The organism is Bradyrhizobium sp. USDA 4472 (assembly GCF_054058595.1).
Genome location: NZ_JBSSAM010000001.1, coordinates 526,750 through 550,843, shown reverse-complemented (window position 1 = coordinate 550,843; position 24,094 = coordinate 526,750). Strand labels below are relative to the sequence as shown.

Below are 24,094 nucleotides of genomic sequence, written 5' to 3'. Positions count from 1 at the left end.
GGTGTAAGGCCCGCAATTTCCCGTCCCTCTCGCAGGTTGTGTGCAAGCCATGGCCAAAGCCGCCTCGAAGCCGAATAAATCTCCAGCGAAATCAAAGGGCTCCGCCAAGACCAAAGCCGCGCCCGCGGCCCGGAAGGCGCTTGCCAAGAGCGCCGTGAAGAACGTCCCGAAGCCGGCGGCCAAGGCGTCTGCGAAGCCCGCCGCGAAGGCTGCGACCAAGTCGGCTGCGCCCAAGGTCGCCAAGAGCGCTCCGGCCAAGAGCGCTCCGGCCAAGAGCGCCTCGACCAAGGCGGCACCAGCCAAGGTTCCTGCAAACAAGTGGGTCTTCACTTTCGGCGACGGCAAGGCCGAGGGCCGCACGGAGATGCGCGACCTGCTCGGCGGCAAGGGGGCCAACCTCGCTGAGATGGCTAATCTCGGCCTGCCGGTGCCCCCCGGCTTCACGATCCCGACCTCGGTCTGCACCTATTTCTACGCCCACGACAAATCCTATCCGAAGGAACTGCAGTCGCAGGTCGAGAGCGCGCTCGACTACGTCGGCAAGTTGACCGGCAAGGTGTTCGGCGACACCAAGAACCCGCTGCTCGTCTCCGTGCGCTCCGGCGCGCGCGCCTCGATGCCGGGCATGATGGACACCGTGCTCAATCTCGGCCTGAACGACGAAACCGTGGAAGCACTGTCGGAACTCTCCGGCGACCGCCGTTTCGCCTATGACAGCTATCGCCGCTTCATCACCATGTATTCCGACGTGGTGCTCGGTTTCGAGCATCATCACTTCGAGGAAATCCTCGACACCTTCAAGGACAGCCAGGGCTACACGCTCGACACCGACCTCACCGCCGACGACTGGGTCGATCTGGTCGGCAAATACAAGGACGCGGTCGCCCGCGAGACCGGCAAGGACTTCCCGCAGGATCCGCATGACCAGCTCTGGGGCGCGGTCGGCGCGGTGTTCTCATCCTGGATGAACGCGCGCGCGGTGACCTACCGCAAGCTGCACGACATTCCGGAATCATGGGGCACCGCGGTCAACGTGCAGGCCATGGTGTTCGGCAACATGGGCGAGACCTCGGCAACCGGTGTCGCCTTCACCCGCAACCCCTCGACCGGCGAGAGCAAGCTCTACGGCGAATTCCTGATCAATGCGCAAGGCGAGGACGTGGTGGCGGGCATCCGCACGCCTCAGGACATCACCGAAGAGGCGCGCAAGGAATCGGGCTCCGACAAGGCGTCGATGGAGGCGGCGATGCCGGAGGCCTTCAAGGAGCTGACGCGGATCTACACGCTCCTCGAGAAGCACTACCGTGACATGCAGGACATGGAGTTCACGGTCGAGCAGGGCAAGCTGTGGATGCTGCAGACCCGTAGCGGCAAGCGGACCGCGAAGGCCGCGCTGCGCATCGCGGTCGAGCTTGCGAACGAAGGCCTGATCAGCAAGAACGAAGCGGTGACGCGCATCGATCCCGCCTCGCTCGACCAGCTCCTGCATCCGACCATCGATCCCGAAGCCAATCGCGACGTGATCGCGACCGGCTTGCCGGCGTCGCCGGGTGCGGCCTCCGGCGAGATCGTGTTCTCGTCCGATGAAGCGGCCAAGCTTCAGGGCGACGGACGCAAGGTCATTCTGGTTCGCATCGAGACCAGCCCCGAAGATATCCACGGCATGCACGCCGCCGAAGGCATCCTGACCACCCGCGGCGGCATGACCTCGCACGCGGCGGTCGTCGCGCGCGGCATGGGCAAGCCCTGCGTCTCAGGCTGCGGCACCATTCGCGTGGATTACGGCCGCGGCACCATGAGCATCGGCTCGCGCACCTTCAAGGCCGGCGACGTCATCACCATCGACGGTTCGCTCGGTCAGGTGCTGGCCGGCCGCATGCCGATGATCGAGCCGGAACTGTCAGGCGAGTTCGGCACGCTGATGAACTGGGCCGACCAGGTCCGCAAGATCGGCGTCCGCGTCAACGGCGACACGCCGGATGACGCCCGCACCGCGATCAAGTTCGGCGCGGAGGGCATCGGCCTCTGTCGCACCGAGCACATGTTCTTCGAGGAGACGCGCATTCGCACGGTGCGCGAGATGATCCTCTCCGAGGACGAGCAGTCGCGCCGTGCCGCGCTTGCCAAGTTGCTGCCGATGCAGCGCGCCGACTTCGTCGAGCTGTTCGAGATCATGAAGGGCCTGCCCGTCACGATCCGCCTGCTGGACCCGCCGCTGCATGAGTTCCTGCCGCATACCCATGCCGAGGTCGAGGAAGTGGCGCGCGCCATGAACACCGATCCGCGGCGTCTGGCGGACCGCGCGCGCGAGCTGTCGGAGTTCAATCCGATGCTCGGCTTCCGCGGTTGCCGTATCGCGATCGCCTATCCTGAAATCGCCGAGATGCAGGCACGCGCGATCTTCGAAGCCGCGGTCGAGGCCGAGAAGCGCACCGGCAAGGCGGTCGGCCTCGAGGTGATGGTGCCGCTGATCGCGACCAAGGCCGAGCTCGATCTGGTCAAGGCCCGCATCGACGCCACCGCGAAGTCGGTGATGCGCGAGACCAACACCAAGATCGCCTATCAGGTCGGCACCATGATCGAGCTGCCGCGCGCCTGCCTGCTCGCGGAACAGATCGCCGAGAGCGCCGAGTTCTTCTCGTTCGGCACCAACGACCTGACGCAGACGACCTACGGCATCAGCCGCGACGACGCCGCGAGCTTCCTCGGTCCCTACGTGACCAAGGGCATCCTCTCGATCGATCCCTTCATCTCGCTCGACCAGGAAGGCGTCGGCGAGCTCGTCAAGATCGGCGTCGCGCGCGGCCGCAAGGCGCGCCCGAAGCTCAAGATGGGCATTTGCGGCGAGCACGGCGGCGACCCGGCCTCCGTCGCCTTCTGCCACAATGTCGGCCTCGACTACGTGTCGTGCTCACCGTACCGCGTGCCGATAGCGCGCCTCGCCGCCGCGCAGGCCGCGCTCGGCAAGGCGATTGCGAGCCAGGCGTAAGCTGTCGCGATAGACGGGATGCGAAGGAGGCGGGGCTTGCCCCGCCTCTTTGTTTTACGCGACGCCCGATCCGCGTCGTTGCGAGGAGCTCGCGACAGAATTGCGCAGCAATTTTGCGCAGATGCGACGAAGCAAGCGGGATTCTGGAATGCTTCGTTTCGCTCGGACGGAGAGGGAACCGTACGCGTCGCGCAATGATAAGTGCGCGCAAGACCTGATCAGCAAGAGTTCCTTCACCATTCGCGTTGACCGGATGTTTACCGCTTCAGATGACGCGGCGTTTACCAACGCGCAGCACCGCCGGCCGAAAACACCCGACATTGCTTGAGTGTGCCTGCCGCGCAACGCCGATTAACGCCCCGGCAACCTAAATTAGATACTTACAATAAAGATCGAACTGCACGGATGTACTGGGTTCGATCGGAAACGGGCGTAAGCGTAGCGTGAGCGTAACGATGCTGGTGTTGCGTAACCATCCGAAGGGCGCGCGGTTCGCGTCCTTCGGAATCGGCCTCTTCATCTTCGCCTTGATGCCGCGAGAGACCGGCTATCAGGACATAGGCTCCCTGCTGGCGCGTCAGCCCGGCGTTGCCGAGCGCTGGCAGAAACAGGTGTTCTCCGCGGCCTCGTCGATTCAGCTTGCGACTTACAGCTTCTCGCGTCCGATCGGCACGTCCATTCCGCAGAGCGCGATGGTTCGCCTCGCGAGCCTCGATGGCCGCGACGTCACCGGCACGATCTCTCGCGGCAATCCCGCGCTCCAGACCCCGACGCGCTATCAGGCCTCCGATTTCCCCAAGGTCGAACGGGCGCTGAAGGGCGACCGTCTCGCCACCGTGACGCCTGCGCCTCCGCCCGAGAGGCCCGCGCCCTCCGCGACGCCGGCGCAGCAGGATCCCGCCACGTCTAACAGCTCTGTCTTCGGTGCCAAGACGGCCCAGCGACCGGTCGAGCAGCCACAGGCAATGTCGCCGGAGTCTGCGGCGGCACTCGATCCCGAGCTTCAGGAGGCGCTGCGCGCGCCGCCTTTGACGCAATATGCCAATCCGAAGGCCGACGAGAGTGCGCTGTCCTACGCGGCACAGCCGCTCAACGCGCTGAAGCCGGCGACGGTCGCCCCGCCGCGCGATCCCTTCAGTGTGAAGACGTCGAACCTGTTCTTCGGCAGCTCCTCGCTCGGCGGCGCCGTCGAGAGCATCGAGAGCTGGCAGCCCGGTGCCGAGCCGCTGATCGTGATGCCCGACCCCGACATGAAGCTGGCCTCGCTGTCGCCGCCGACCGACGACGTCGGAAACGCGACCGAGAGCGGCGAGAGCGTCGCGCCGAAAGGCGAGGTCAACGCCGACAACCAGCGCTCCAAATCGCCGGCCGAACGGCTGGCACTGGACGGCAAGTCACGGGCGAAGTCTGAAAAGTGTCTCGCTGAAGCCGTCTATTTCGAATCCCGCGGCGAGGCCGTGCGCGGCCAGATCGCGGTCGCGCAAGTGGTGATGAACCGCGTCTTCTCCGGCAAATATCCTGATACGGTGTGCGGCGTGGTCTATCAGAACAAATACCGTCATTTCGCCTGCCAGTTCACGTTCGCCTGCGACAACAATCCCGACGTGATCCGCGAGCCCGAGATGTGGGATCGTGCGAAGAAGATCTCCAAGGCGATGCTCGATGGCCAGATCTGGTTGCCGGAGGTCGGCAAGTCGACGCACTACCATGCCTATTGGGTGCGTCCGTCCTGGGTGGCCGAGATGAAGAAGATGTACAAGACAGGCGTGCACACCTTCTATCGTCCGCGCGCCTGGGGTAACGGCGAGGAGGAGCCGAGCTGGGGCACGCCGGCGCAGACCGCCGCACTCTCGGCAGAGCTCGCGCAGGAAGCCAAGAGCTCCGCCGAGATGGGCGTGACCGAGCGGCGCTGACCGCGCCTCAGGTCTCGATATCCAGCGCGCAGTCGAAGTTGGGCACGGAATGCGTCAGCGCGCCTGAGGAGGCGTAGTCGACGCCGGTTGCCGCAATCGCGGCAATCGAGTCCAGCGTGACGCCGCCGGACGCTTCGAGCGTGAGGCGGCCTTCCGTGATCCGGACGGCCTCGCGCAGCGTCGCGAGGTCCATGTTGTCGAGCAGCACCGCCTCCGCAAGGCCGGTCGCAAGCACCTCGCGCAGCTGCGCGAGCGTGTCGACCTCGATCTCGATCTTGACGAGGTGACCCGCATGAGCGCGGGCGCGCTCCAGCACGGGCCGGATGCCGCCGGCGACCGCGATGTGATTGTCCTTGATCAGGATCGCATCATCGAGGCCGAAACGGTGGTTGAAGCCGCCGCCGCACCGCACCGCGTATTTCTCCAGCGCCCGCAATCCCGTCGTGGTCTTTCGCGTGCAGCAGATGCGCATCCTGGTGCCCTGGGTGCGCGCGACGTAGTCGTCGGTGAGCGTGGCGATACCCGAGAGGCGGCCGACGAAGTTCAGCGCGGTGCGTTCCGCGGTGAGGATGGCGCGAGCGGGGCCCGAGATCGTCAGCACCTGCTGGCCGCGGACGACCCGCGCGGCATCGCGGACATGGGCGCGTATTTCGATATCCGGCGAGAGCTTTTGCAGCGTCGCCAGCGCCAGCGGCAAGCCGGCGATGATCCCGGATTGGCGCGCGACGAGGACCGCTTGCGCCTTTGTTGCTTCCGGGATCGTCGCGAGTGAAGTGATGTCACCGGCGCGGCCGAGATCTTCGTCGAGCGCGCGATGCACGGCGTCATCGATGGCGAGGGGGGAGAGGAAGGCGTCGGGATAGAGCAGGGAGGTCGGGGTGATCATGGAAAACTCCGTCAGGCGATCATGGATTGCGCGAGGTGCGTGGTTGTATGTTCGGTGAGGCCGTCCGCGATCGCGCGCACCGCAGCGAGCGTGGTCATGGTTCGCTGCGCCAGCGCGGGTATCTCCGCGGCATGGTCCGAGCGGAAATGCGCGCCGCGGCTTTCGCGGCGGCTCCAAGCTGCGGCCGCGACGAGCAGGGCCGCCGTCGCCATGTTGCGGACGGCGATGCTCGCAGCCGCGCGTTCGAGGGTGGCGAAACTCCGCACAGCTTCCGCAAGCCCGTCACCATCGCGGATCACGCCGACATTCGCGCTCATCATGTTGCGCAGGCGTTTCACAGCGGCTGCATCCGGGGCACCGCCGCGCGGTGTCACCAGCGCCTCCGGCAGGCGGCTCGGCGAGGGGATCGTGTGGCCGGCGATGTCGTCGGCGATACGTGCGGCATAGACCACCGCTTCCAGCAGCGAATTGGACGCAAGCCGGTTGGCGCCATGCGCACCGGTTGAGGCGACTTCGCCGCCGGCCCACAGCCCGGCGATCGAGCTGCGGCCGTGTGCGTCCCACCGCGATTCCGCCCATGTGATAGTGCACGGCCGGCGCGATCGGAATGGCCTCGATCGCGGGATCGATGCCCGCGGCGATGCAGCTTGCATGCACGGTCGGGAACTTTTCTGCGAAGTGCGCGCCCAAGGCCTGCCGTGCATCGAGGAAGGCGCCGCGCCCGGCCGCGATCTCGGCGAACACGCCGCGGGCCACGATGTCGCGCGGGGCGAGTTCGGCGAGCGGATGCTGCGCCGCCATGAAGCGCTCGCCATTGCCATTGATCAGCGTGGCGCCTTCGCCGCGCAGCGCCTCGGTCGCAAGTGGTGCTGGATCACGGCCAACCATGATGGCGGTCGGGTGAAACTGCACGAATTCGGTATCGGCGATCACGGCGCCTGCGCGCGCCGCAATCGCAAGACCCGATCCGTTGGCCTGCGCTGGATTGGTGGTGACGGCGTAGAGATGGCCGATGCCGCCGGTTGCAAGCACGATGGCGCGCGAGGCGATCATCATGGGCATTGCTGCACAGTTACCAGCCTCGCGCAATTGAAGGCCGGTGACCGCGCCGTCCTCGGTGAGCAGCGCTTCGGCGACAAAACCTTCGATCAGGCGGATCGACGGGGTGCGGCGCGCCGCCTCGCTCAGCGCCGCGATGATCGCCGCGCCGGCGCCGTCGCCGCGGACGTGAACGATCCGCCGCGCGGAATGCGCCGCTTCCCGGCCCACGGCCAGCCGTCCCTCGAGATCGCGGTCGAACGGCACGCCGTAAGCGAGCAGATCGTGAATCCGGGAGCCCGCCTCGCGGGCGATCCCGAGCGCGATCGCTTCGTCGACGATACCTCCGCCGACCGCAATGGTATCCGCGGCATGCGCTTCGGGACTGTCGCCTTCGGCCACGGCAGCCGCGATGCCGCCTTGCGCCCATGCGGAGGACGCCCCCTGTCCGAGGGGCGCCGCCGCGATCAGCGTCACCGGCCGCGGCGCCAGCTTCAGCGCGCAGAACAATCCTGCGAGCCCACCGCCGACGATGACGACGTCATCGGTGGAGCGGGTGAGGTTGTGGATGTTGTCGATCATGTCACGCCTCAATTGTTCAAATTGATCATCCGTTCGACCGATCGCCGCGCGCGCGCCGCGAGCGACGGATCGATCGTGACTTCCTCGCCGAGCGTCAGCAGGCTCTCGAGAATGTTGGCGAGGGTGATGCGCTTCATGTGCGGGCAGAGATTGCAGGGCCGCAGCATCTCGACGTCTGGCAACTCGGCGCGGACATTGTCGGCCATCGAGCACTCCGTGATCATCACCAGGCGTCGCGGCCGCCGCTCGCGCACCCAGCTGATCATGTGCGCGGTCGAGCCGGTGAAGTCGGCTTCCGCCAGCACGTCAGGCGGGCATTCGGGATGCGCGATGATCTGCACGGAGGGATCGGCCTCGCGAAACGCGCGCAGCTCGTCGCCGGTAAAGCGCTCGTGCACCTCGCAGGCGCCCTTCCAGGCGATGATTTTGACATCGGTCTTCGAGGCGACATAGGTCGCAAGATAACGGTCGGGCAGGAAGATCACGCTGGGTGCGTCCAGGCTCTCCACCACTTGCACCGCGTTGGACGAGGTGCAGCAGATGTCGACTTCGGCTTTCACCTCCGCCGACGTGTTGACATAGGCAACCACGGGCACGCCGGGAAATCTTTCACGCAGCAGGCGCACGTCCGCGCCGGTGATGCTGGCGGCGAGCGAGCAGCCGGCGCGAGAATCCGGGATCAGCACGGTCTTGTCGGGATTGAGCAGCTTTGACGTCTCCGCCATGAAGTGCACGCCGCACTGGACGATGACATCCGCCCTCACCTTGGTGGCCTCGATGGCGAGCTGGAGCGAATCGCCACCGATGTCGGCGACGCCATGAAAGATCTCCGGTGCCTGGTAGTTGTGGGCGAGGATCACCGCGTTGCGCGCGCGCTTCAGCTGATTGATCGCGTGAATCGCCGGCGCCATCAGTGGCCACTCGATCGGCGGGATGACATGCTTGAGGCGCTCGTAAATCGGCGCGGTCGCGCGCTCGACATCGTCGGTCCAGTCCAGCGACGGCCGCGGCAGCGCAGAACCAGTTTGCGCCGGCGCTGGTGGGGTGGAGGTGGCCCGGCCCTGCGGCCGATTGGCAAAGTCGTCGGGACCGTAAATTCCAGCGATCGGCATCGAAGCCTCCCATGTAAATACATATGCTCAGTGTGAGCATATATTGAGCCTGAGAAATCCGGCCGCGAGGCCGGGGCAGATTTCACCAGGACTAAATATGCTCAATGTGAGTAAATCCGAGATAACACGCCGCAGAGGGGACCGCTAGGGGCTCTCGCACACATTCCCGTCAAGTCGCGCTGCGCGCGTCAAAGGACGCGATAAAACGCATTGCTCCCGCAGCAGCCCCTCCTGGGATGCAATCATTTTCCATTTTGGATTTTCATGCATCTGCATTAAATGCCTGACTGCGGCCGCTGATCAGCGGACTGGCCGAGCGAGGGATGAGGAGCACCATGTCGATCCAAACGGGCGAACTCACTCCCTCACGTTCCTCCAACTGGCGCACGCCGGCCGTCGTCATCCTCTGTGGCTGCGCGATCGGCATGCTGGGCTTCGGGCCGCGCTCGGCGCTGGGCTTCTTTGTGCAGCCGATGAGCCATGAATTCGCCTGGGGCCGCGACGTGTTCGGCCTCGCGATCGCCGTGCAGAACCTGTTGTGGGGATTGGGCCAACCCCTGGCCGGCGCGATTGCCGATCGCTTCGGCCTGTACCGCGTGATGTGCGTCGGTGCGCTGCTCTATGCCGGGGGTCTGTTGCTGATGCGCTATTCCTCGACGCCGCTGTCGCTCAACATCGGTGCGGGCGTGATGATCGGCTTCGGTCTCGCGGGCTGCTCGTTCAACCTGGTGCTGTCGGCGTTCACCAAGCTGCTTCCGGCCGAGAAGCGCGGTCTTGCGCTCGGGGCCGGCACGGCCGCGGGCTCGCTCGGCCAGTTCCTGTACGCGCCGATCGGCGTTGCCCTGATCGACAATTTCGGCTGGCAGCAAACTCTCGCGGTGTTCGGCTTCATGATGCTGTTGATCATCCCGCTGGCGCTGGCGATCTCGACCCCGCCCGTCGCAAGCATGGCCAATGCGGCGCCTGCGGATGAGCAGACCATCGCCGGGGCACTCACGGAGGCGTTCGGCCATCGTTCCTACGTGCTGCTGGTGCTCGGCTTCTTCACCTGCGGCTTCCAACTCGCCTTCATCACCGTGCATCTGCCGGCGTTCCTCGTCGACCGCGGCGTCTCGGCGCAAACCGGCGGCTGGGTGATCGCGGCGATCGGCCTGTTCAACATCATGGGCTCTCTGAGCGTCGGCTATCTCCAGAACAGCTTGCCGAAGCGCTACATCCTCTCGACGATCTACTTCATTCGTGCGCTCGCGACGCTCGCATTCATCTCGTTCCCGATCACGCCGTTCTCGGCGATCGCGTTCGGCGCGGTGTCCGGGCTGACCTGGCTCTCGACGGTGCCGCCGACCTCGGCGCTGGTGGCGCTGATGTTCGGCACGCGCTGGCTTGCGACGCTCTACGGCTTCGCCTTCGTCAGCCATCAGGTCGGCGGCTTCCTCGGCGTCTGGTTAGGGGGCATCGTGTTCGAGCGATACGGTTCCTATACGCCGATCTGGTGGCTCTCGATCCTGTTCGGGGTGCTCTCGGCGCTGATCAATCTTCCGATCGTCGAAAAGCCGGTCGCGCGGGCGGTTGCGCAGCCTGCCTGATCGGTTAAACATCCCCGTCAAACAAGTCAGGGAGTTCAGCCGTGGCCAATTTCAAGGCGATCCGGATCGACAAGGCCGACAAGGGCACCACCGCGCAGCTGACGCAGTTCGACGAAGCCGAGCTGATGGATGGCGACGTCACCGTCCGCGTGGAATGGTCGACGCTGAACTACAAGGACGGCCTTGCGCTGACAGGCAAGGCGCCGGTGGTGCGCCGCTTCCCGATGATCGCTGGCATCGATTTCGCCGGCACCGTCGAAGCCTCCTCCCATTCGCAATGGAAGGCGGGCGACAAGGTCGTCTGCACCGGCTGGGGCATGGGTGAAACCCATCTCGGCGCCTATGCCGAGAAGGCGCGGGTGAAGGGCGACTGGCTGGTCGCACTGCCGCAGGGCCTGTCGGCACGGGATGCGATGGCGATCGGCACCGCCGGCTTCACCGCGATGCTCTCAGTGCTGGCGCTGGAGAAGCACGGCGTTTCGCCAAAAAGCGGTCCGGTCGTCGTGACGGGCGCGGCCGGCGGCGTCGGCTCGGTGGCGACCGCCGTGCTGTCGAAGCTCGGCTACCATGTCATCGCTTCGACCGGCCGCGCCTCGGAGGCCGATTACCTGAAGAGCCTAGGTGCCGCCGAAGTCATCAACCGCAATGAACTGTCGGGGCCGGCAAAGCCACTGGGCAAGGAGCGCTGGGCGGCCGGTATCGATAGCGTCGGCTCGACCACGCTCGCGAATTTGCTGTCGATGACAAGCTATGGTGGCGCCATTGCCGCCTGCGGTCTGGCGGCGGGCATGGACCTGCCGTCTTCGGTCGCGCCCTTCATTTTGCGTGGGGTGTGCCTTCTCGGCATCGATTCCGTCATGTGCCCGCTTCCGCCGCGAAAAGCCGCCTGGCAGCGCCTCGCCTCCGATCTGGATCGTTCAAAACTGTCTGAAATAACTACAGAAATTGCGCTGGACCAGGTTCCCGAGTGGGGCGCAAAAATCCTCGCCGGCGAGGTCCGCGGTCGCATCGTGGTAAAAATTGTCTAACGGCGTTCAGACTTTACCAACCAAGCTGCTTCAATGTCGCCATGGTTGGTATGGTAAGCAGCGGGTAAAGAGATAAGGCATCGCCCGCTGCGGGGTTGGTTCGGAGTTGAGCATGCTTGCGCGTATTGTGTTGGGGGCTGTTACGGCAGTCGTGACGTTTGCGCCGGCCATCGCCTTGGCCGGGAATATGAACGCGGATGAGGCACGCCGCTTCGTCGCCGGCAAGGTGTTCGCCTTCACCTGTTTCGACGGCACCCGCGGTGCAGGGCGTATCCTCGACGATCTCGGCGCCGCCGGCGCGGTGCAGTTCTCGGGCTCGGGTCCGGTCCGCCACCTCCGCCTGCCGGGCAACACCCTCCAGATCCGTGGCCAGAACGTCTGCGCCTCGATCAAGGGAATCCCGTTCGAGCCTTGTTTCAACCTGGAGAAGACCGATGACCGCAGCTTCCGCGGCTCGGTCTCGGGCATGGGTTTCGCCTATTGCGACTTCCACCATCAGGGCGGCAACCAGATGCTGATGGCGCGCGCGGTTGCGCGGCCGCGCTCGCTCCGTGCGCGGGAGCAGACCGGTTCGGTCAACGCACCGAGCACCGAGGTCGCTGCGCGCGTCGAAACACCGCGGGTCGAGAGCAGCCGGATCGAGCCGGTGAAGTCGGAAGTGAAGCCCGAACCCAAATCCGAGTCCAAGAACGAAGGCCCGCTCGAGCTGCGACGCTCGACCGAGTGATATCCCGCGCAAAACCGCGCGCGCAATTTACCCGTCTTTGACGAATGCATCGCACGCCAAGCCGCTGCGCCGTAATCATACGGCCTGCGGTTTTCATGCCTTGGTAGCGACTGAGGCCGCAGCCTTGCGCAACGGCCGGAAAGCGGCCCTACGCAAGGCTTCAATGATGTCGCTGTACTTCTTCCGCATCAGCACCGGCCGCTATTCAGGCGCCGCGGATCAGCCGTACGAGTTCGAGGATCGCGCCGCGGCCTGGACCGAGATGACCGAGGTGTGCGCCAATCTGCTCGGCGGCATCGCGCGCAACCTGAAGCCGAATGCGAAGTGGAGCATGGAGCTGCTCGACGAGAACAAGAAACCGGTCTTTCGCATCAGCCTGGACGGCGAGGCCGTTTGCTGCGCCGACACGATCGCTGACTGACGTTAACGAATGCGGCATCTGCAAATCCGCGAAGGGCGATTCTCTGCACGTGAAAGCTGTGCAGCTTCCATTGCTTGAGCATCATTTCCGTAGTTCTACCCACGCGGCGAGGATCCCCGCTTAACGTTAATGAGCAAACCTGTCGGTTAGCATCCCGCGGCGCTTACGCGCTTCGCCACGGCAATTCGTACCCGGGGAATCCGTCAATGATCTTCATTCAGAACCTGCGAATTGGCACCAAGCTCGCCGTGACCTCGGCGCTGACCATCGGTCTCGTCGGGCTGATGATCTTCCTCCAGATGAGCGGAGATGCCGAGGTCCAGAAGCTCGGAGCGTCAGCATCGCAGCAGCAGACGATTGCGATCAACGCCACGGATGCCAAGGCCTCGGTGCGGGGGATGCAGATCGGCATTCGCGACATCCTGACATCATCCTCGCCGGCCGCAATGCAGAAGGCCGTAACCTATTTCAACGACCGGCAGAACTCAGCGCTGCAGTTCGCGGCAGCAATGGCCAAGCTCTCGCGCTCGCCGGAGAATCGCAAGCGGATGGATCGCCTCACGGTGCTGATCGGCGAATTCGGCAAGGGTGAGCAACAGATCGAAGCGCTCCGCAAGCAGGCGCTTGCGCTCGACACCAGGACGGATGGCGAGGCGGCCGCCAAGCTGGCCGCCGAAATTGACCAACTCCGCATGGGAACGCTGGCGCCGATCAACGAAGAGATATCCGTCCTTGCCGACCAGATCGCCAACTTCGCCAAGCAGAAAAGCGCCGATGCGCGCGCCGACGCGGAAGCGGAGGCCACGTCCGTTGCGCGGACGTCGTTCATCACCGGCCTGCTGGTCGCGCTGCTCCTCATCGGGTCGTGCATCTTCTCCGTCTTCAGCATCGCGCGGCCGATGCGCGCCCTGACGGTTGCGATGGAGAAGCTCGCCGGCGGCGACTTCTCGGTGGCACTGCCTGGGCTCGGCCGCAAGGACGAGCTCGGCGAGGTCGCCGGCGCCGTCGAGAAATTCAAGGTCGTGTCCGAGCGCAAGGCGCGCGAGGAAGCGGAAGCCAAGATGCGGCAGGATCAGATCGCGGCCGAACAGCGCAAGGTGGAAATGCGAAAGCTCGCCGACGGTTTCGAAGCCGCCGTCGGCGAGATCGTCGGCACGGTGTCGTCGGCTTCGACCGAGCTCGAAGCCTCTGCCACGACGCTGACGTCGACCGCCGAGCGCGCGCAGCGGCTCACCGCCGTGGTCGCCGCGGCTTCGGAGGAAGCCTCGACCAATGTGCAATCGGTGGCCTCTGCAACAGAGGAGCTGTCGTCCTCGATTACCGAGATCAGCCGCCAGGTACAGGAATCCGCACGCGTGGCGAGCGAGGCGGTCGGCCAGGCGCGCAACACCACCGAGCGCGTCAGCGAATTGTCCAAGGCGGCAACGCGGATCGGCGACGTGGTCGAACTGATCAACACCATCGCTGGCCAGACCAATTTGCTGGCGCTCAACGCCACGATCGAGGCGGCGCGTGCCGGCGAAGCCGGCCGGGGCTTTGCCGTCGTCGCCTCCGAGGTCAAGGCGCTGGCCGAGCAGACCGCCAAAGCGACCGGCGAGATCGGCCAACAGATCTCAGGCATTCAGACCGCGACCCAGGAATCGGTCGGGGCCATCAAGGACATCAGCGACACCATCGAAAAGCTGTCCGAGATTGCCTCGACCATCGCAGCGGCCGTGGAAGAGCAGGGCGCGGCGACGCAGGAAATTTCGCGCAACGTGCAGCAGGCTGCGCAAGGCACGCATCAGGTCTCGTCCAACATCGGCGACGTGCAGCGCGGTGCGAGCGAAACCGGATCGGCGTCCTCGCAGGTGCTGTCGGCCGCGCAGATGCTTTCCGGCGACAGCAACCGCCTGAAGCTGGAAGTGAGCAAGTTCCTCGAGACGGTGCGCGCGGCCTGAGGGTCGCCGGCCGTTCTGTTCGAGCCGCATCCGCCGGCGCGACGGTGCGCCATCAGGCGGATATTTGTCGCGCTGCAGCACATGCTTGTGGAGCGGACAAGATCGGCGGCGGCGAATTCAGTGGTTTCACTAGGTCGCTGTTAACGGGTGTTTGCGACAATGGGCGCAATCGTTTCGGATAACAACCAGCCGGCATTGTTGGAATGACTTCCGCCCCCGTCGTTCGTGACGGTCGCGCCGGGGAAGGTTCGTGCGTTGGCTATCATCGGGATTTTGTGATGTCGAAGTTGTCGATCGTCTTCAAGCTTCTGACCGTGTTGTCGGTCCTCGTGCTCTCGCTCGCCGGTGTCGGCGTGGTGGCGATCGGCGCGATGCAGAACATCAATTCCCATACCGTCGAGATCGCAGAGAGCTGGCTGCCGAGCGTGCGTGCGCTGGGCTCGATCCGCGCCGATGTCAACGAACTGCGCGTCGCGCTCCGTCTGCATCTGATGCAGGATACGGCCGAGGGCAAGCAAGCTGCCGAGAAACGCCTCGCCTCGCTGCGCGAACGCATCGAGCAAACCCGTAAGACCTACGAGCCGCTGATCACGTCCGCCGAGGAGCGCTCGATCTACGGGCAATGGACCGCGGCGTGGGGCGAGTATCTCAACGGCGTGCAAGAGGTGATGGCGCTGTCGCGCAAGAGCCCGGGCAAGTTCCCGACGGAAGCCAACGAGCTGTTGCAGACCAAGGTCGCCAAGATGGCGCAGGCCGCCGATCCGTTGTTGACGAAGGACATCGAGCTGAACAACCAAGGCGCCGAGATCGAGACCAAGCAGGCGGCTGACGGCTACGCCTCGATCTTCCGCGTGCTGGTCGGCATCATCGTGCTCTCGGTCGTCATCGCGATCGCGGCGGCCCATTATCTCGTTCGCGACGTGTCACGCGGCATCGCCTCGATCATTCGCCCGATGCAGTCGCTCGGTGAAGGCGATCTTTCGGCGGAGGTGCCGCATCGCGGCGAGAAGACCGAGATCGGGTCGATGGCCGACGCGCTTCAGATCTTCAAGGAGGCGCTGATCGCCAAGAGGGCTGCTGACGAAGCGGCCGCGCGCGATGCCGAAGCCAAGATCGAGCGCGGCCGCCGCGTCGACGCCATCACCCGCAAGTTCGAAGCGATGATCGGTGAGGTTGTCGGGACCGTGTCGTCGGCCTCGACCGAGCTCGAGGCATCCGCCTTGACGCTGACCAACACGGCGCAGCGCGGACAGGAGCTTGCGACCGTCGTCGCCGCCGCGTCCGAGGAGGCCTCCACCAACGTTCAGGCCGTGGCGTCGGCTTCGGAGGAGTTGTCGTCCTCGATCACCGAGATCAGCCGCCGCGTGCAGGATTCGGCGCGGATGGCCGCGGAAGCCGTCGAGCAGGCGACACGGACCAACGAGCGCGTCAACGAGCTGTCGCAGGCGGCCGCCCGCATCGGCGACGTCGTCGAGCTCATCCACACCATCGCGGGCCAGACCAATTTGCTGGCGCTGAACGCGACCATCGAGGCCGCGCGTGCCGGCGAAGCCGGCCGCGGCTTCGCGGTCGTCGCCTCCGAGGTCAAGGCGCTGGCCGAGCAGACCGCGAAGGCGACCGGAGAAATCGGAGCGCAGGTCGCGGGCATCCAGACCGCGACGCAGGAATCGGTCAATGCCATCCGGGAGATCAGCGGCACGATCGAGCGGCTGTCGGAGGTGTCCGCAGCCATCGCCGCGGCCGTCGAGGAGCAGGGCGCGGCCACGCAGGAAATCTCGCGTAACGTGCAGCAGGCTTCGGACGGCACGCAAGAGGTTTCGTCGAACATCACCGATGTGCAACGCGGAGCGATCGAGACCGGCGAGGCCTCGAGCGAGGTGCTATCGGCCGCGAAATCGCTCGCGACCGACAGCACCCGCCTCAGGGTCGAAGTCGCGCAGTTCCTGGATTCGGTCCGCGCGGCATGATCAACCGCTCGTCTGTGGCACCGGCGGTGGCGTGACCTGCCGCCGAAACAGGATGCGCTGGTAGAGCCAGCCGATTGCGACCAGCACGATGCCGAGGCCCATGAACGACAGCGCGCGGTAGACGCCTGTCAGCGTCGACATGTCGATCACGAAGGCCTTCAGGATCGTCAGCGCGATGACGACTGCCGACGCCAGCCGGGCGCGTTCGGAATTGACCGCTATGCCGATACCGAGCAGCACCACGCCGAAGGCGAGCCAGCCGATCGAATAGGTGTATTGCTCGGCCCCGGTCGTCTCACCGCTGTCGAGGAACGGACCGTGATAGAAGCGGCGGATCTCGAGCGTCAGGTACGACAGTGCAAACACCAGCGCCGTGCCTGCGATCACGTTCGCGTAGATCTTGCCGCGTTCGCCGGCCACGGCATAGGCGAGCAGCAGCATCAGCACCGACGGCAGTGCGTAGCCGAGCAGCAACAGGTTGAAAACGGCGCCGCCGACATCGATGTGCCAGATCAGCGGGTTCTGCAGGAACAGCAGGCCGAACACGCTGATGAATCCGGCAATCGCCGTGAGCACGACCGCGCCCACATTGTGCACGATCGAGTGGCTGCGCAGCCGCAAGCGTTCCAGCCCCATCGCCATCGCCAGCGCCATCAAGACCTGCAGGGCAGCCTCTAACAGCGACGGCGCGGCGATCATGTCGCCGCCGGTGGCGAGATGGCGCACCTCCATGAAGGCGAGCAGGGCCGTGAACAGGATGGCCCCGGCCTCCACCATGCGCAGTGGTGCGTCATCACCCCTGCGGCGCAGGAAGAGGCTTGCGCCCCAGAACGAGGCTGCCGGCAGGCCATAACCCCACAACAGCCAGTTGAAGATGGGCGTGGTGCCGACGGCATCGCCGACGATGCGCGGATCATAGCCGACGCGTGCGGTGACGATGCCGGCGAACATCGCGGCAAGCCAGCGCAGGAATGGAATCGGCCGCCGCATCGCAATCCACGCGGTGCCGAGCGACACCAGCGCCAGCGCGATGGTGAGCCAGCCTTTTTCGAGCGCGAAGGTCAGCGCCAGCGCCAGGGCGCCGAGCGTGCCGGTTGCAAACAACGCCGTGGAGATCGCCAGGCCCGGCCGGGTCTCGCGGCGGGTGAGCGCTTCTGTCGCCGCGCCAAAGGCGGCTGCGAGCAACACCGCGAGCATCGCGAACGGGATCGAGCGGTCGAGATGAGCGATGCGGGCATAGAGCGCGACCAGGAGCGCGATCGGCGTGGCGACGCCTGCCGCCGACCACACCACGGGAATGATCGCCGAATTCGAGCGTCCTTGTGCGAAAAAGCCCGCGAGACCGAAGCCGGCGGCGAAGATCGCGGCCATCACCAGATGCTGCGTCACCGCGCTGTCGATTGCGGTCGGCGCCACGCCGGCCATGGGGCCGCCCGGCAGCACCAGCATATCAGGGTTGGCGCGCACCGCCCATTCGGCGAACACGATGAAGACGGTCGCAGCCGCCGCGCCCAGCGCGCCGGCGGCGGCCTCCGCGCGCCAGGCGACGGCCAGCGTCGCCGCGATCAGCAGTGTAAAGGCGATCAGCGAGAGATCGGCATGCGCGCTCGACAGCACGATCAGCATTGCGCCGAACAGATAGGCCCCGAGCGCGCTCGACGAGACCGGCTCGATCTGTCCGTCCTCGATATCAGGACCGAACATGAAGCCGCAGACGACGAGCAATGCGGCGAGCACGAACCCTGACATCACGTGGAACGCGTGCGGCGCGAGGTGCCGGTCGCCGGTATCAAGGCCAGGGAAGATCCAGAGTACGGCGAAGACGATCGTCGTGACCGCGAGCCAGCGCCACAGCCTGATGCGGGCGAGACCAAAGCTCGCGGCGGTGACGATGGCAAGATAGATATAGAGCGCCCAATAGTCCGGCTTGCCGCTCGAGACGAGCACCGGCGTCGCGAAGGCACCGACCACGCCGAGGCCCGCCAGCGCCGGCCCGTGCAGCAGCGCGGCCGCAAGCGTGCCCATCGCAACGAGGCCGAGCAGCACGAAGGCGGTGGCGGGCACGAGAAACCCGTAGAGCGCATAGGCGGCGTAGACGGTCGCAAATGCCACCGCTGTTCCGGCGGCGGTGAGGATCGCGGGGATATCAGCGATCGGCAGTGCCTGGATGTTGGAGATGCTCTCCCTGCGCCGCGTCCATTCGCCCGCACCGAGCAGCGCGAGCGCGAACAAACCACCGAGGAATACGCGGACGCCGGGGCCGACAAGGCCGGCCTCGATCGAATAGCGCACCATGAAGAAGCCGCCGAGCGCGAGTGCAAGCCCGCCGATCCACACCACCCAGCGCGTGCCGAGCCGTTCTTCGAAGCCGGGGGCCGGCGTCGGCAGCGACGGCGGCGCCTCGGTTGAGGGGCTCGCCTCGATCGGGGGCGGCGCGGCCTCTTCGGTGACGGGTGGCGGTGCGGCCTCGGCTTCCGGCGCAAGCGGCGGCGGCTCTGCTGCAGGCGTGCTCGCTTGCTCCTGCACAGGCAGCGGTGGCGGCGGCTGGACCTGCCGCAGCGCCAGCAGTGCGGCCTCCAGCGAGCCGAGCCGCCGGCGCAGCTCGGTCGCCTGATTCGACGCTTTCAGCGCGATCAGGAACGCGGCGATCGCAATCATCACTGCAAAGACGTCGAACGGGGCGTCGAACATGGGGCCTCCTGGCGATCGGCGGGCAGGGGCCGACCGCAAACTTGATCTAGCGCCGGGAGCGTAGGCGCAAGCCCGGCGCGGGCCGCTCCTGGAGCACCTCACGGCGGAAGCGATAGAGCGCCGCCGGTCTCCCGCCCGTCTGTGTCGACATCACGCCGGTCGGTTCGACAAGGGCTTCGGTTTCGACCAGACGGCGGAAATTCTGCTTGTGCAGGTGGCGGCCGGAGATCGCCTCCACCGTGTACTGCAACTCAGTGAGTGTGAACTCAGCGGGCAAAAGTTCAAACACCACAGGGCGATACTTCAGTTTCGCACGCAGCCGCGCGATCCCCGTGGCGAGAATCCGGCGATGGTCGAACCGCATCGAGGTGCCGAGCGCGGGCAGTGTCTTGCGCGCCCTTGCTGCCGGGCGGCCGTCGCGTCTGGCCTCCTCGACCAGCCCGGCCTCGTATAGCAGCTCATAGCGATCGAGCACGCGTTCCTCGTCCCAGGCCGCGCCGTCGAGCCCGAAATAGAATCGCACGCGATCCCTGCGCGGCAATGCGCGCGTGGTCTCCGGCGTCTCTTCCTCGGCCCAGGCAGTCAGCGCCGGGATGATGTCACGGCCGATGATCGCGGGCGGCGCCTCGCGCCAGTCTTCCCAGGGGAAGAAGCGATACCAGGGCTCGAAGCTCGCCGTGGTCGCAGCTGTCTCGGCAGTGCGCGTCAGCGCGAGATAGCCGATCGACACCATATGCGCACCGGTGTCGCCGGTCTCCGCATGGCGGCCGCGATCGCCAAACGTATAGAGCTGCTCGACATAGCCGAGCCGCAGGCCCGCCTGTTCCTCGACCCAGGCGCGCAGCCCGATCTCGAAGGTGCGATGGCTCGGCGCATCGAACGGACCGAACGGCAGGCCAGCGAGCCCGTCGCCGCCACGGGAGGTCAGCACCAGCGGCTCATGATCCTCGATCGCGACGATCGCGGCAGTCAGGCCAATCTCGATCGGCGTGAGGAGCTTGTCGCTCATGCGGCGGTGATTGCTGGTGTCATTCGAGCTCGATGGCAAAGGGGCGGCCTTCGACCATCATCTCGCCCGGGCCCATTTCGTCGAGCGCGCGCAACATGCGGCCGTTGCGCCCCAGTGCGCGGTCGGCGAGGCTGACGATGCGCCGGTTCGGCGAGGCGATCGGAGACGCCGCGCGGATCTTCTTCGCGATCTCGATCTCGTCACGTTCAGGGTTGAGCGCGCAGACGGCTGTGAATGCGCTCGCGGTGGAGCGGCTGATGCCGGCATAGCAATGCACCACCAGCGGCGCACTGCGGTCCCACCCGCGCACGAAATTCAGCACCTGGCCGATATGTGCTTCCGACGGCGCGACAAAGCCGTCCATCTCCTCGGTGATGTCGTCCATCGAGACCTTGAGATGATTGGCCGGCAGCACCGATACCGGCCGTGCCACCTGCTCGACATTGGCCATTACGGTCAGCACATGGCTGGCCCCGGTGCAGCGGACGGTTTCGGGAAGAGCGGCGAGCGAGCAGACGTGGATCATGGCAAACCTTTTTGCCGCTGATTATAACCCCGGCCGCAGGGCGGGCAAAGGCGCATCGCGCCGTACCCACCGTCTCGTACCTACGCAAACACGGCGCCGAACCGCTCCAGAAACTGCTTCTCGGCCCGGGCCGCGGTCCAGGGCGTCAGATAGTCGCGCCTGATACTTTCGGACAGGCCGGGATCCCTGCCGAACAGACGCTTCGCCTCGCTCTCGCTGAAACCGGCAAGCTCAGTCGCCTCCAGATAAGCCGCGCCGCGGTCGGCGGCCTTGATCGCCACCGTGATCTCCTCGGGCAGTTCCGGCGGCAACCCGAAGCGGATGTGGATGGCGCCGAGCAGGCGTTTCTCCACCGCCTTGTAGTGACCGTCGAGCACGGCCTTGAACGGCGAGATCATGTCGCCGATCACATACTCAGGCGCATCGTGCAGCAGTGCTGCCAGCCGCATGCGCGCGTCGACGCGCGGCATCTCGTGCCGCAGCACGGTTTCCACCAGCAGCGTGTGCTGCGCGACCGAGAAGATATGAGCCCCGGTGGTCTGCCCGTTCCAGCGCGCGACGCGCGCCAGCCCATGCGCGATGTCGCCGATCTCGACATCGAGCGGAGAGGGATCGAGCAGATCGAGCCGCCGGCCCGACAGCATACGCTGCCAGGCGCGGGACGCCGCATCGCGCGAGGTCTTCCTGGCCGTCATTTGGACTTGAGGCGCGGCTTGCGCTGCAGCTTGCTGCACGTCGAATGGCAGTGGCAGTCGACGAGATGGTCGTTGACCATGCCGGTTGCCTGCATGAAGGCATAGACGATGGTCGGGCCGACGAACTTGAAGCCGCGCGAGGACAGTTCCTTGGAGATCTGCACCGACAGCGGCGTCGAGGCCGGCACGCTCGCGGTGGTCTTGAAAGTGTTGACCTTGGGCCGTCCGCCCATGAAGTCCCACAGCAGTTTCGAGAAGCCCGGCCCCTTCTCCATGATATCGAGATAGGATTTTGCACTGAGGATCGTGCCTTCGATCTTGGCGCGATTGCGCACGATGCCGACGTCGTTCATCAGCGCGTGCACCTTCTTGTCGGTGTAGCGCGCGATCTTCTCCGGCTGGAAATCGTCGAAGGCTTTGCGGAAATTGTCGCGCTTGCGCAGGATGGTGATCCAGGACAGGCCGGCCTGAAAGCCGTCGAGGATCAGCTTTTCGTAGAGCGCGCGGTCGTCGTACTCCGGCACACCCCATTCGGTGTCGTGATAGTCGACGTAGAGCGGATCTTCGCCCGGCCAGGGGCAGCGGGTCTTCCCGTCGGGATGCAGGCGGGGAGCGCGGCTCATGCGATGGGCTGCTTTGCGGGAATACGGACGATGTCAGGTTCGGCCAGCTTCAACGCGAGGCCGCCGGCGGTGAGCGGCTGTTCGGCATCGAGTGCGTCCGCAACGCGGTCGATGCGCACCAGCGCAATGCCCTTGCCTTTCGCCGACGAGCCCATCGTGCCGACGGACTTGTCGCCGGCCATGACGCTGACGCCGGCTTCGGGCGAGGAGTCCTCGAGCAGCACCTTCACGCTGCGGGTGCGCGCAGTGCCGCGATGCTGCATCCGCGAGACGACCTCCTGGCCGACATAGCAGCCCTTGTCGAAATCGACGCCGGCGAGGCGATCCATGTTGGTTTCGTGCGGGAACGCATCGCCGTACATGAAATCCAGCCCGCCGCGCGGCACGCCGAGCGCGATCCGGTGCGCCTCGTAGTCAGCGGCGTCGACCAGCTCGGCGCCGATCAAATCGGACAGTTTCTGCTTGAGATCCTCAGGGATCAGGATGCGCGTGCCGAGCTCGGCATTGCGCGGGTCAGTGAAGGCAAGATCCGGCTGCGCAGCGGGGTGGCCGTCCCAGGCCGCGAGCACGCCGAGATCGTCGGAGAGGTTGTCCACCGTGACCTTGGCGCGCAGCTTGTAGAATTTCAGCTTGGTGGCCAGGCCCTCGGCCAGGGCCTTCGGGCAGTCGATCAGGAACCCGCCGCCATGGCCGGCCGGCGCTTCCGTGATCAGGAAATCCACGATGATCTTGCCCTGCGGCGTCAGCAGCGCGCCGAATCGCCCCAGGCCCGGCTTGAGCCTGTCGACATCGGTGGTGATGAGGCCGTTGAGGAAGTTGCGCGCGTCCTCGCCCGCGACCTTGATCACGCCCCGGTCGGGAAGAAACGCTGATTTCATGCGAAAATCTCTTGCGACATGGTGCTTCGGAACGTAAGCCCGCAAGGCATAAACGACAAGACCTCGAGCCCTGCGCTTGGGGATGAGAGGGGCCTCCAGCCATGACCCAGCGCTTCGATGTGATCCTCAAAGGCGGCACCGTCGTCAACCAGGACGGCGAGAATGTTCGCGATATCGGCATCACAGGCGGTCGCATCGCCGAGCTGGGCCCGCTGTCGCAAGGCTCCGCCGCCGAGGTGATCGACTGCAAGGGCCTCCACATCCTGCCCGGCGTGATGGACACGCAGGTGCATTTCCGCGAGCCCGGGCTGGAGCAGAAGGAAGACCTCGAGACCGGTTCGCGCAGCGCGGTCATGGGCGGCGTCACCGCCGTGTTCGAGATGCCGAACACCTCGCCATTGACCGTGACGGAAGCCACCTTCACCGACAAGGTAAAGCGCGCCCATCACCGCATGCATTGCGATTTCGCGTTCTTCATCGGCGGCACCCGCGAGAACGTGCAGGACCTGCCGGCGCTGGAACGTGCGCCAGGCTGCGCTGGCGTAAAAGTGTTCATCGGTTCCTCGACCGGCGCGCTGCTGGTGGAGGACGACGAAAGCCTGCGCCGCATCTTCCAGGTGATCCGCCGCCGAGCCGCCTTCCACGCCGAGGACGAGTATCGTCTCAACGACCGCAAGTCGCTGCGCATCGAGGGCGATCCGCGCTCGCATCCGGTCTGGCGCGACGAGACCGCGGCACTGATGGCGACTCAGCGCCTGGTCAAGCTCGCGCACGAGACGGGAAAACGCATCCACGTGCTGCACATCTCGACCAAGGAAGAGATCGAGTTTCTGCGCGACCACAAGGACGTCGCGTCCTGCGAGGCGACGCCGCATCATCTCACGCTGGTCGCGCCTGAATGTTACGAGCGCCTCGGCACGTTGGCGCAGATGAACCCGCCGGTGCGCGGTGCCGATCATCGCGCCGGCATCTGGCGCGGCATCGAGCAGGGCATCATCGATGTGCTCGGCTCCGACCACGCCCCGCATACGCTCGAAGAGAAGCAGAAGACCTATCCGGCGTCGCCCTCCGGCATGACCGGCGTGCAGACGCTGGTGCCGCTGATGCTCGATCACGTCAATGCCGGCCGCTTGTCGCTGGCAAGGTTCGTCGATCTCACCAGCGCCGGCCCCGCGCGTCTCTACAACATGGCCTGCAAGGGCCGCATCGCCGCCGGCTACGATGCCGACTTCACGGTGGTGGACCTCAAGCGCAGCGAGATCATCACAAACAAATGGGTGGCGTCGAGGGCCGGCTGGACGCCGTACGACGGCGTTCGGGTGACGGGTTGGCCCGTCGGCACGTTCGTGCGTGGCAAGCGCGTGATGTGGCAGGGCGAACTGGTCACGCCCTCGCAGGGCGAGGCAGTGCGGTTTCTGGAGACGTTGAAGCAGTAGCGGTTTCTGTCAGAGGGGCCGGCATACCATCCCCCGTCATTGCGAGC

The 24,094-nt window shown here is 65.7% G+C and carries 17 protein-coding genes and 1 pseudogene; 9 read left to right on the top strand and 9 right to left on the bottom strand.

Annotated features, from left to right (window positions below; all coding sequences use genetic code 11):
* Positions 1-49: 49 nt before the first annotated feature.
* Positions 50-2,989: a pyruvate, phosphate dikinase gene (gene ppdK, locus ACVWZ4_RS02620; RefSeq protein WP_456763576.1), complete on the top strand. Its 2,940-nt coding sequence runs from the start codon at positions 50-52 to the stop codon at positions 2,987-2,989.
* A 455-nt stretch (positions 2,990-3,444) separates the two neighbouring features.
* Positions 3,445-4,902, top strand: coding sequence for a cell wall hydrolase (locus tag ACVWZ4_RS02615; protein ID WP_456739785.1), 1,458 nt, complete (start codon positions 3,445-3,447; stop codon positions 4,900-4,902).
* A gap of 7 nt (positions 4,903-4,909) precedes the next feature.
* Here the strand turns inward: ACVWZ4_RS02615 and nadC are convergent, their stop codons facing one another.
* The 3 genes and pseudogenes from nadC to nadA form a co-directional block, all read right to left on the bottom strand.
* Positions 4,910-5,788, bottom strand: coding sequence for a carboxylating nicotinate-nucleotide diphosphorylase (nadC, locus tag ACVWZ4_RS02610; protein WP_456737893.1), 879 nt, complete (start codon positions 5,786-5,788; stop codon positions 4,910-4,912).
* 11 nt (positions 5,789-5,799) lie between these two features.
* A pseudogene (locus ACVWZ4_RS02605) lies at positions 5,800-7,408 on the bottom strand (L-aspartate oxidase).
* An 8-nt stretch (positions 7,409-7,416) separates the two neighbouring features.
* Positions 7,417-8,520 (bottom strand): quinolinate synthase NadA, encoded by a 1,104-nt coding sequence (nadA, locus tag ACVWZ4_RS02600; protein WP_456737895.1) that lies wholly within the window; start codon positions 8,518-8,520, stop codon positions 7,417-7,419.
* A gap of 335 nt (positions 8,521-8,855) precedes the next feature.
* Here nadA and ACVWZ4_RS02595 point away from each other — a divergent pair, with 335 nt between their 5' ends.
* From ACVWZ4_RS02595 to ACVWZ4_RS02570, 6 genes are all read left to right on the top strand, one after another.
* Positions 8,856-10,106 carry an MFS transporter gene (locus ACVWZ4_RS02595; RefSeq protein ID WP_456702119.1) on the top strand — a complete coding sequence of 417 codons (1,251 nt, stop codon included), beginning with the start codon at positions 8,856-8,858 and terminating at the stop codon, positions 10,104-10,106.
* Between the two features lie 41 nt (positions 10,107-10,147).
* On the top strand, positions 10,148-11,134 hold the full coding sequence (gene acuI / locus ACVWZ4_RS02590; RefSeq protein WP_456702120.1) for an acrylyl-CoA reductase (NADPH): 987 nt from the start codon (positions 10,148-10,150) through the stop codon (positions 11,132-11,134).
* A 112-nt stretch (positions 11,135-11,246) separates the two neighbouring features.
* Positions 11,247-11,861, top strand: coding sequence for a hypothetical protein (locus tag ACVWZ4_RS02585; RefSeq protein ID WP_456702121.1), 615 nt, complete (start codon positions 11,247-11,249; stop codon positions 11,859-11,861).
* A gap of 166 nt (positions 11,862-12,027) precedes the next feature.
* Positions 12,028-12,282 carry a DUF6894 family protein gene (locus ACVWZ4_RS02580; protein WP_456705195.1) on the top strand — a complete coding sequence of 85 codons (255 nt, stop codon included), beginning with the start codon at positions 12,028-12,030 and terminating at the stop codon, positions 12,280-12,282.
* Positions 12,283-12,488: 206 nt separating this feature from the next.
* Complete coding sequence (locus ACVWZ4_RS02575) at positions 12,489-14,222, top strand: methyl-accepting chemotaxis protein (protein ID WP_456737896.1); 1,734 nt, start codon at positions 12,489-12,491, stop codon at positions 14,220-14,222.
* A gap of 278 nt (positions 14,223-14,500) precedes the next feature.
* A complete protein-coding gene (locus tag ACVWZ4_RS02570; protein WP_456739783.1) occupies positions 14,501-16,189 on the top strand; it encodes a methyl-accepting chemotaxis protein in 1,689 nt (562 codons plus the stop codon).
* Here the strand turns inward: ACVWZ4_RS02570 and ACVWZ4_RS02565 are convergent, their stop codons facing one another.
* The 6 genes from ACVWZ4_RS02565 to ygfZ form a co-directional block, all read right to left on the bottom strand.
* Complete coding sequence (locus tag ACVWZ4_RS02565) at positions 16,190-18,880, bottom strand: DUF2339 domain-containing protein (protein ID WP_456737898.1); 2,691 nt, start codon at positions 18,878-18,880, stop codon at positions 16,190-16,192. It lies immediately after the preceding gene.
* A 46-nt stretch (positions 18,881-18,926) separates the two neighbouring features.
* Complete coding sequence (locus ACVWZ4_RS02560) at positions 18,927-19,889, bottom strand: NUDIX hydrolase (RefSeq protein WP_456702125.1); 963 nt, start codon at positions 19,887-19,889, stop codon at positions 18,927-18,929.
* 19 nt (positions 19,890-19,908) lie between these two features.
* On the bottom strand, positions 19,909-20,415 hold the full coding sequence (locus ACVWZ4_RS02555) for a tyrosine phosphatase family protein (RefSeq protein WP_456739782.1): 507 nt from the start codon (positions 20,413-20,415) through the stop codon (positions 19,909-19,911).
* Between the two features lie 80 nt (positions 20,416-20,495).
* A complete protein-coding gene (locus ACVWZ4_RS02550; RefSeq protein WP_456737899.1) occupies positions 20,496-21,110 on the bottom strand; it encodes a YfbR-like 5'-deoxynucleotidase in 615 nt (204 codons plus the stop codon).
* A complete protein-coding gene (locus ACVWZ4_RS02545; RefSeq protein ID WP_456702128.1) occupies positions 21,107-21,733 on the bottom strand; it encodes a DNA-3-methyladenine glycosylase I in 627 nt (208 codons plus the stop codon). Before ACVWZ4_RS02545 ends, ACVWZ4_RS02550 begins: the two co-directional genes overlap by 4 nt.
* Entirely contained in the window at positions 21,730-22,611 is an 882-nt protein-coding gene (gene ygfZ / locus ACVWZ4_RS02540; protein WP_456702129.1) for a CAF17-like 4Fe-4S cluster assembly/insertion protein YgfZ, read from the bottom strand. Before ygfZ ends, ACVWZ4_RS02545 begins: the two co-directional genes overlap by 4 nt.
* Positions 22,612-22,712: 101 nt before the next feature.
* On the opposite strand from ygfZ, the gene ACVWZ4_RS02535 reads away from it, so the two are divergent.
* The gene (locus tag ACVWZ4_RS02535; protein WP_456737901.1) at positions 22,713-24,047 is read left to right on the top strand and encodes a dihydroorotase; all 1,335 of its coding nucleotides are present in this window, start codon (positions 22,713-22,715) and stop codon (positions 24,045-24,047) included.
* Positions 24,048-24,094: the final 47 nt, after the last annotated feature.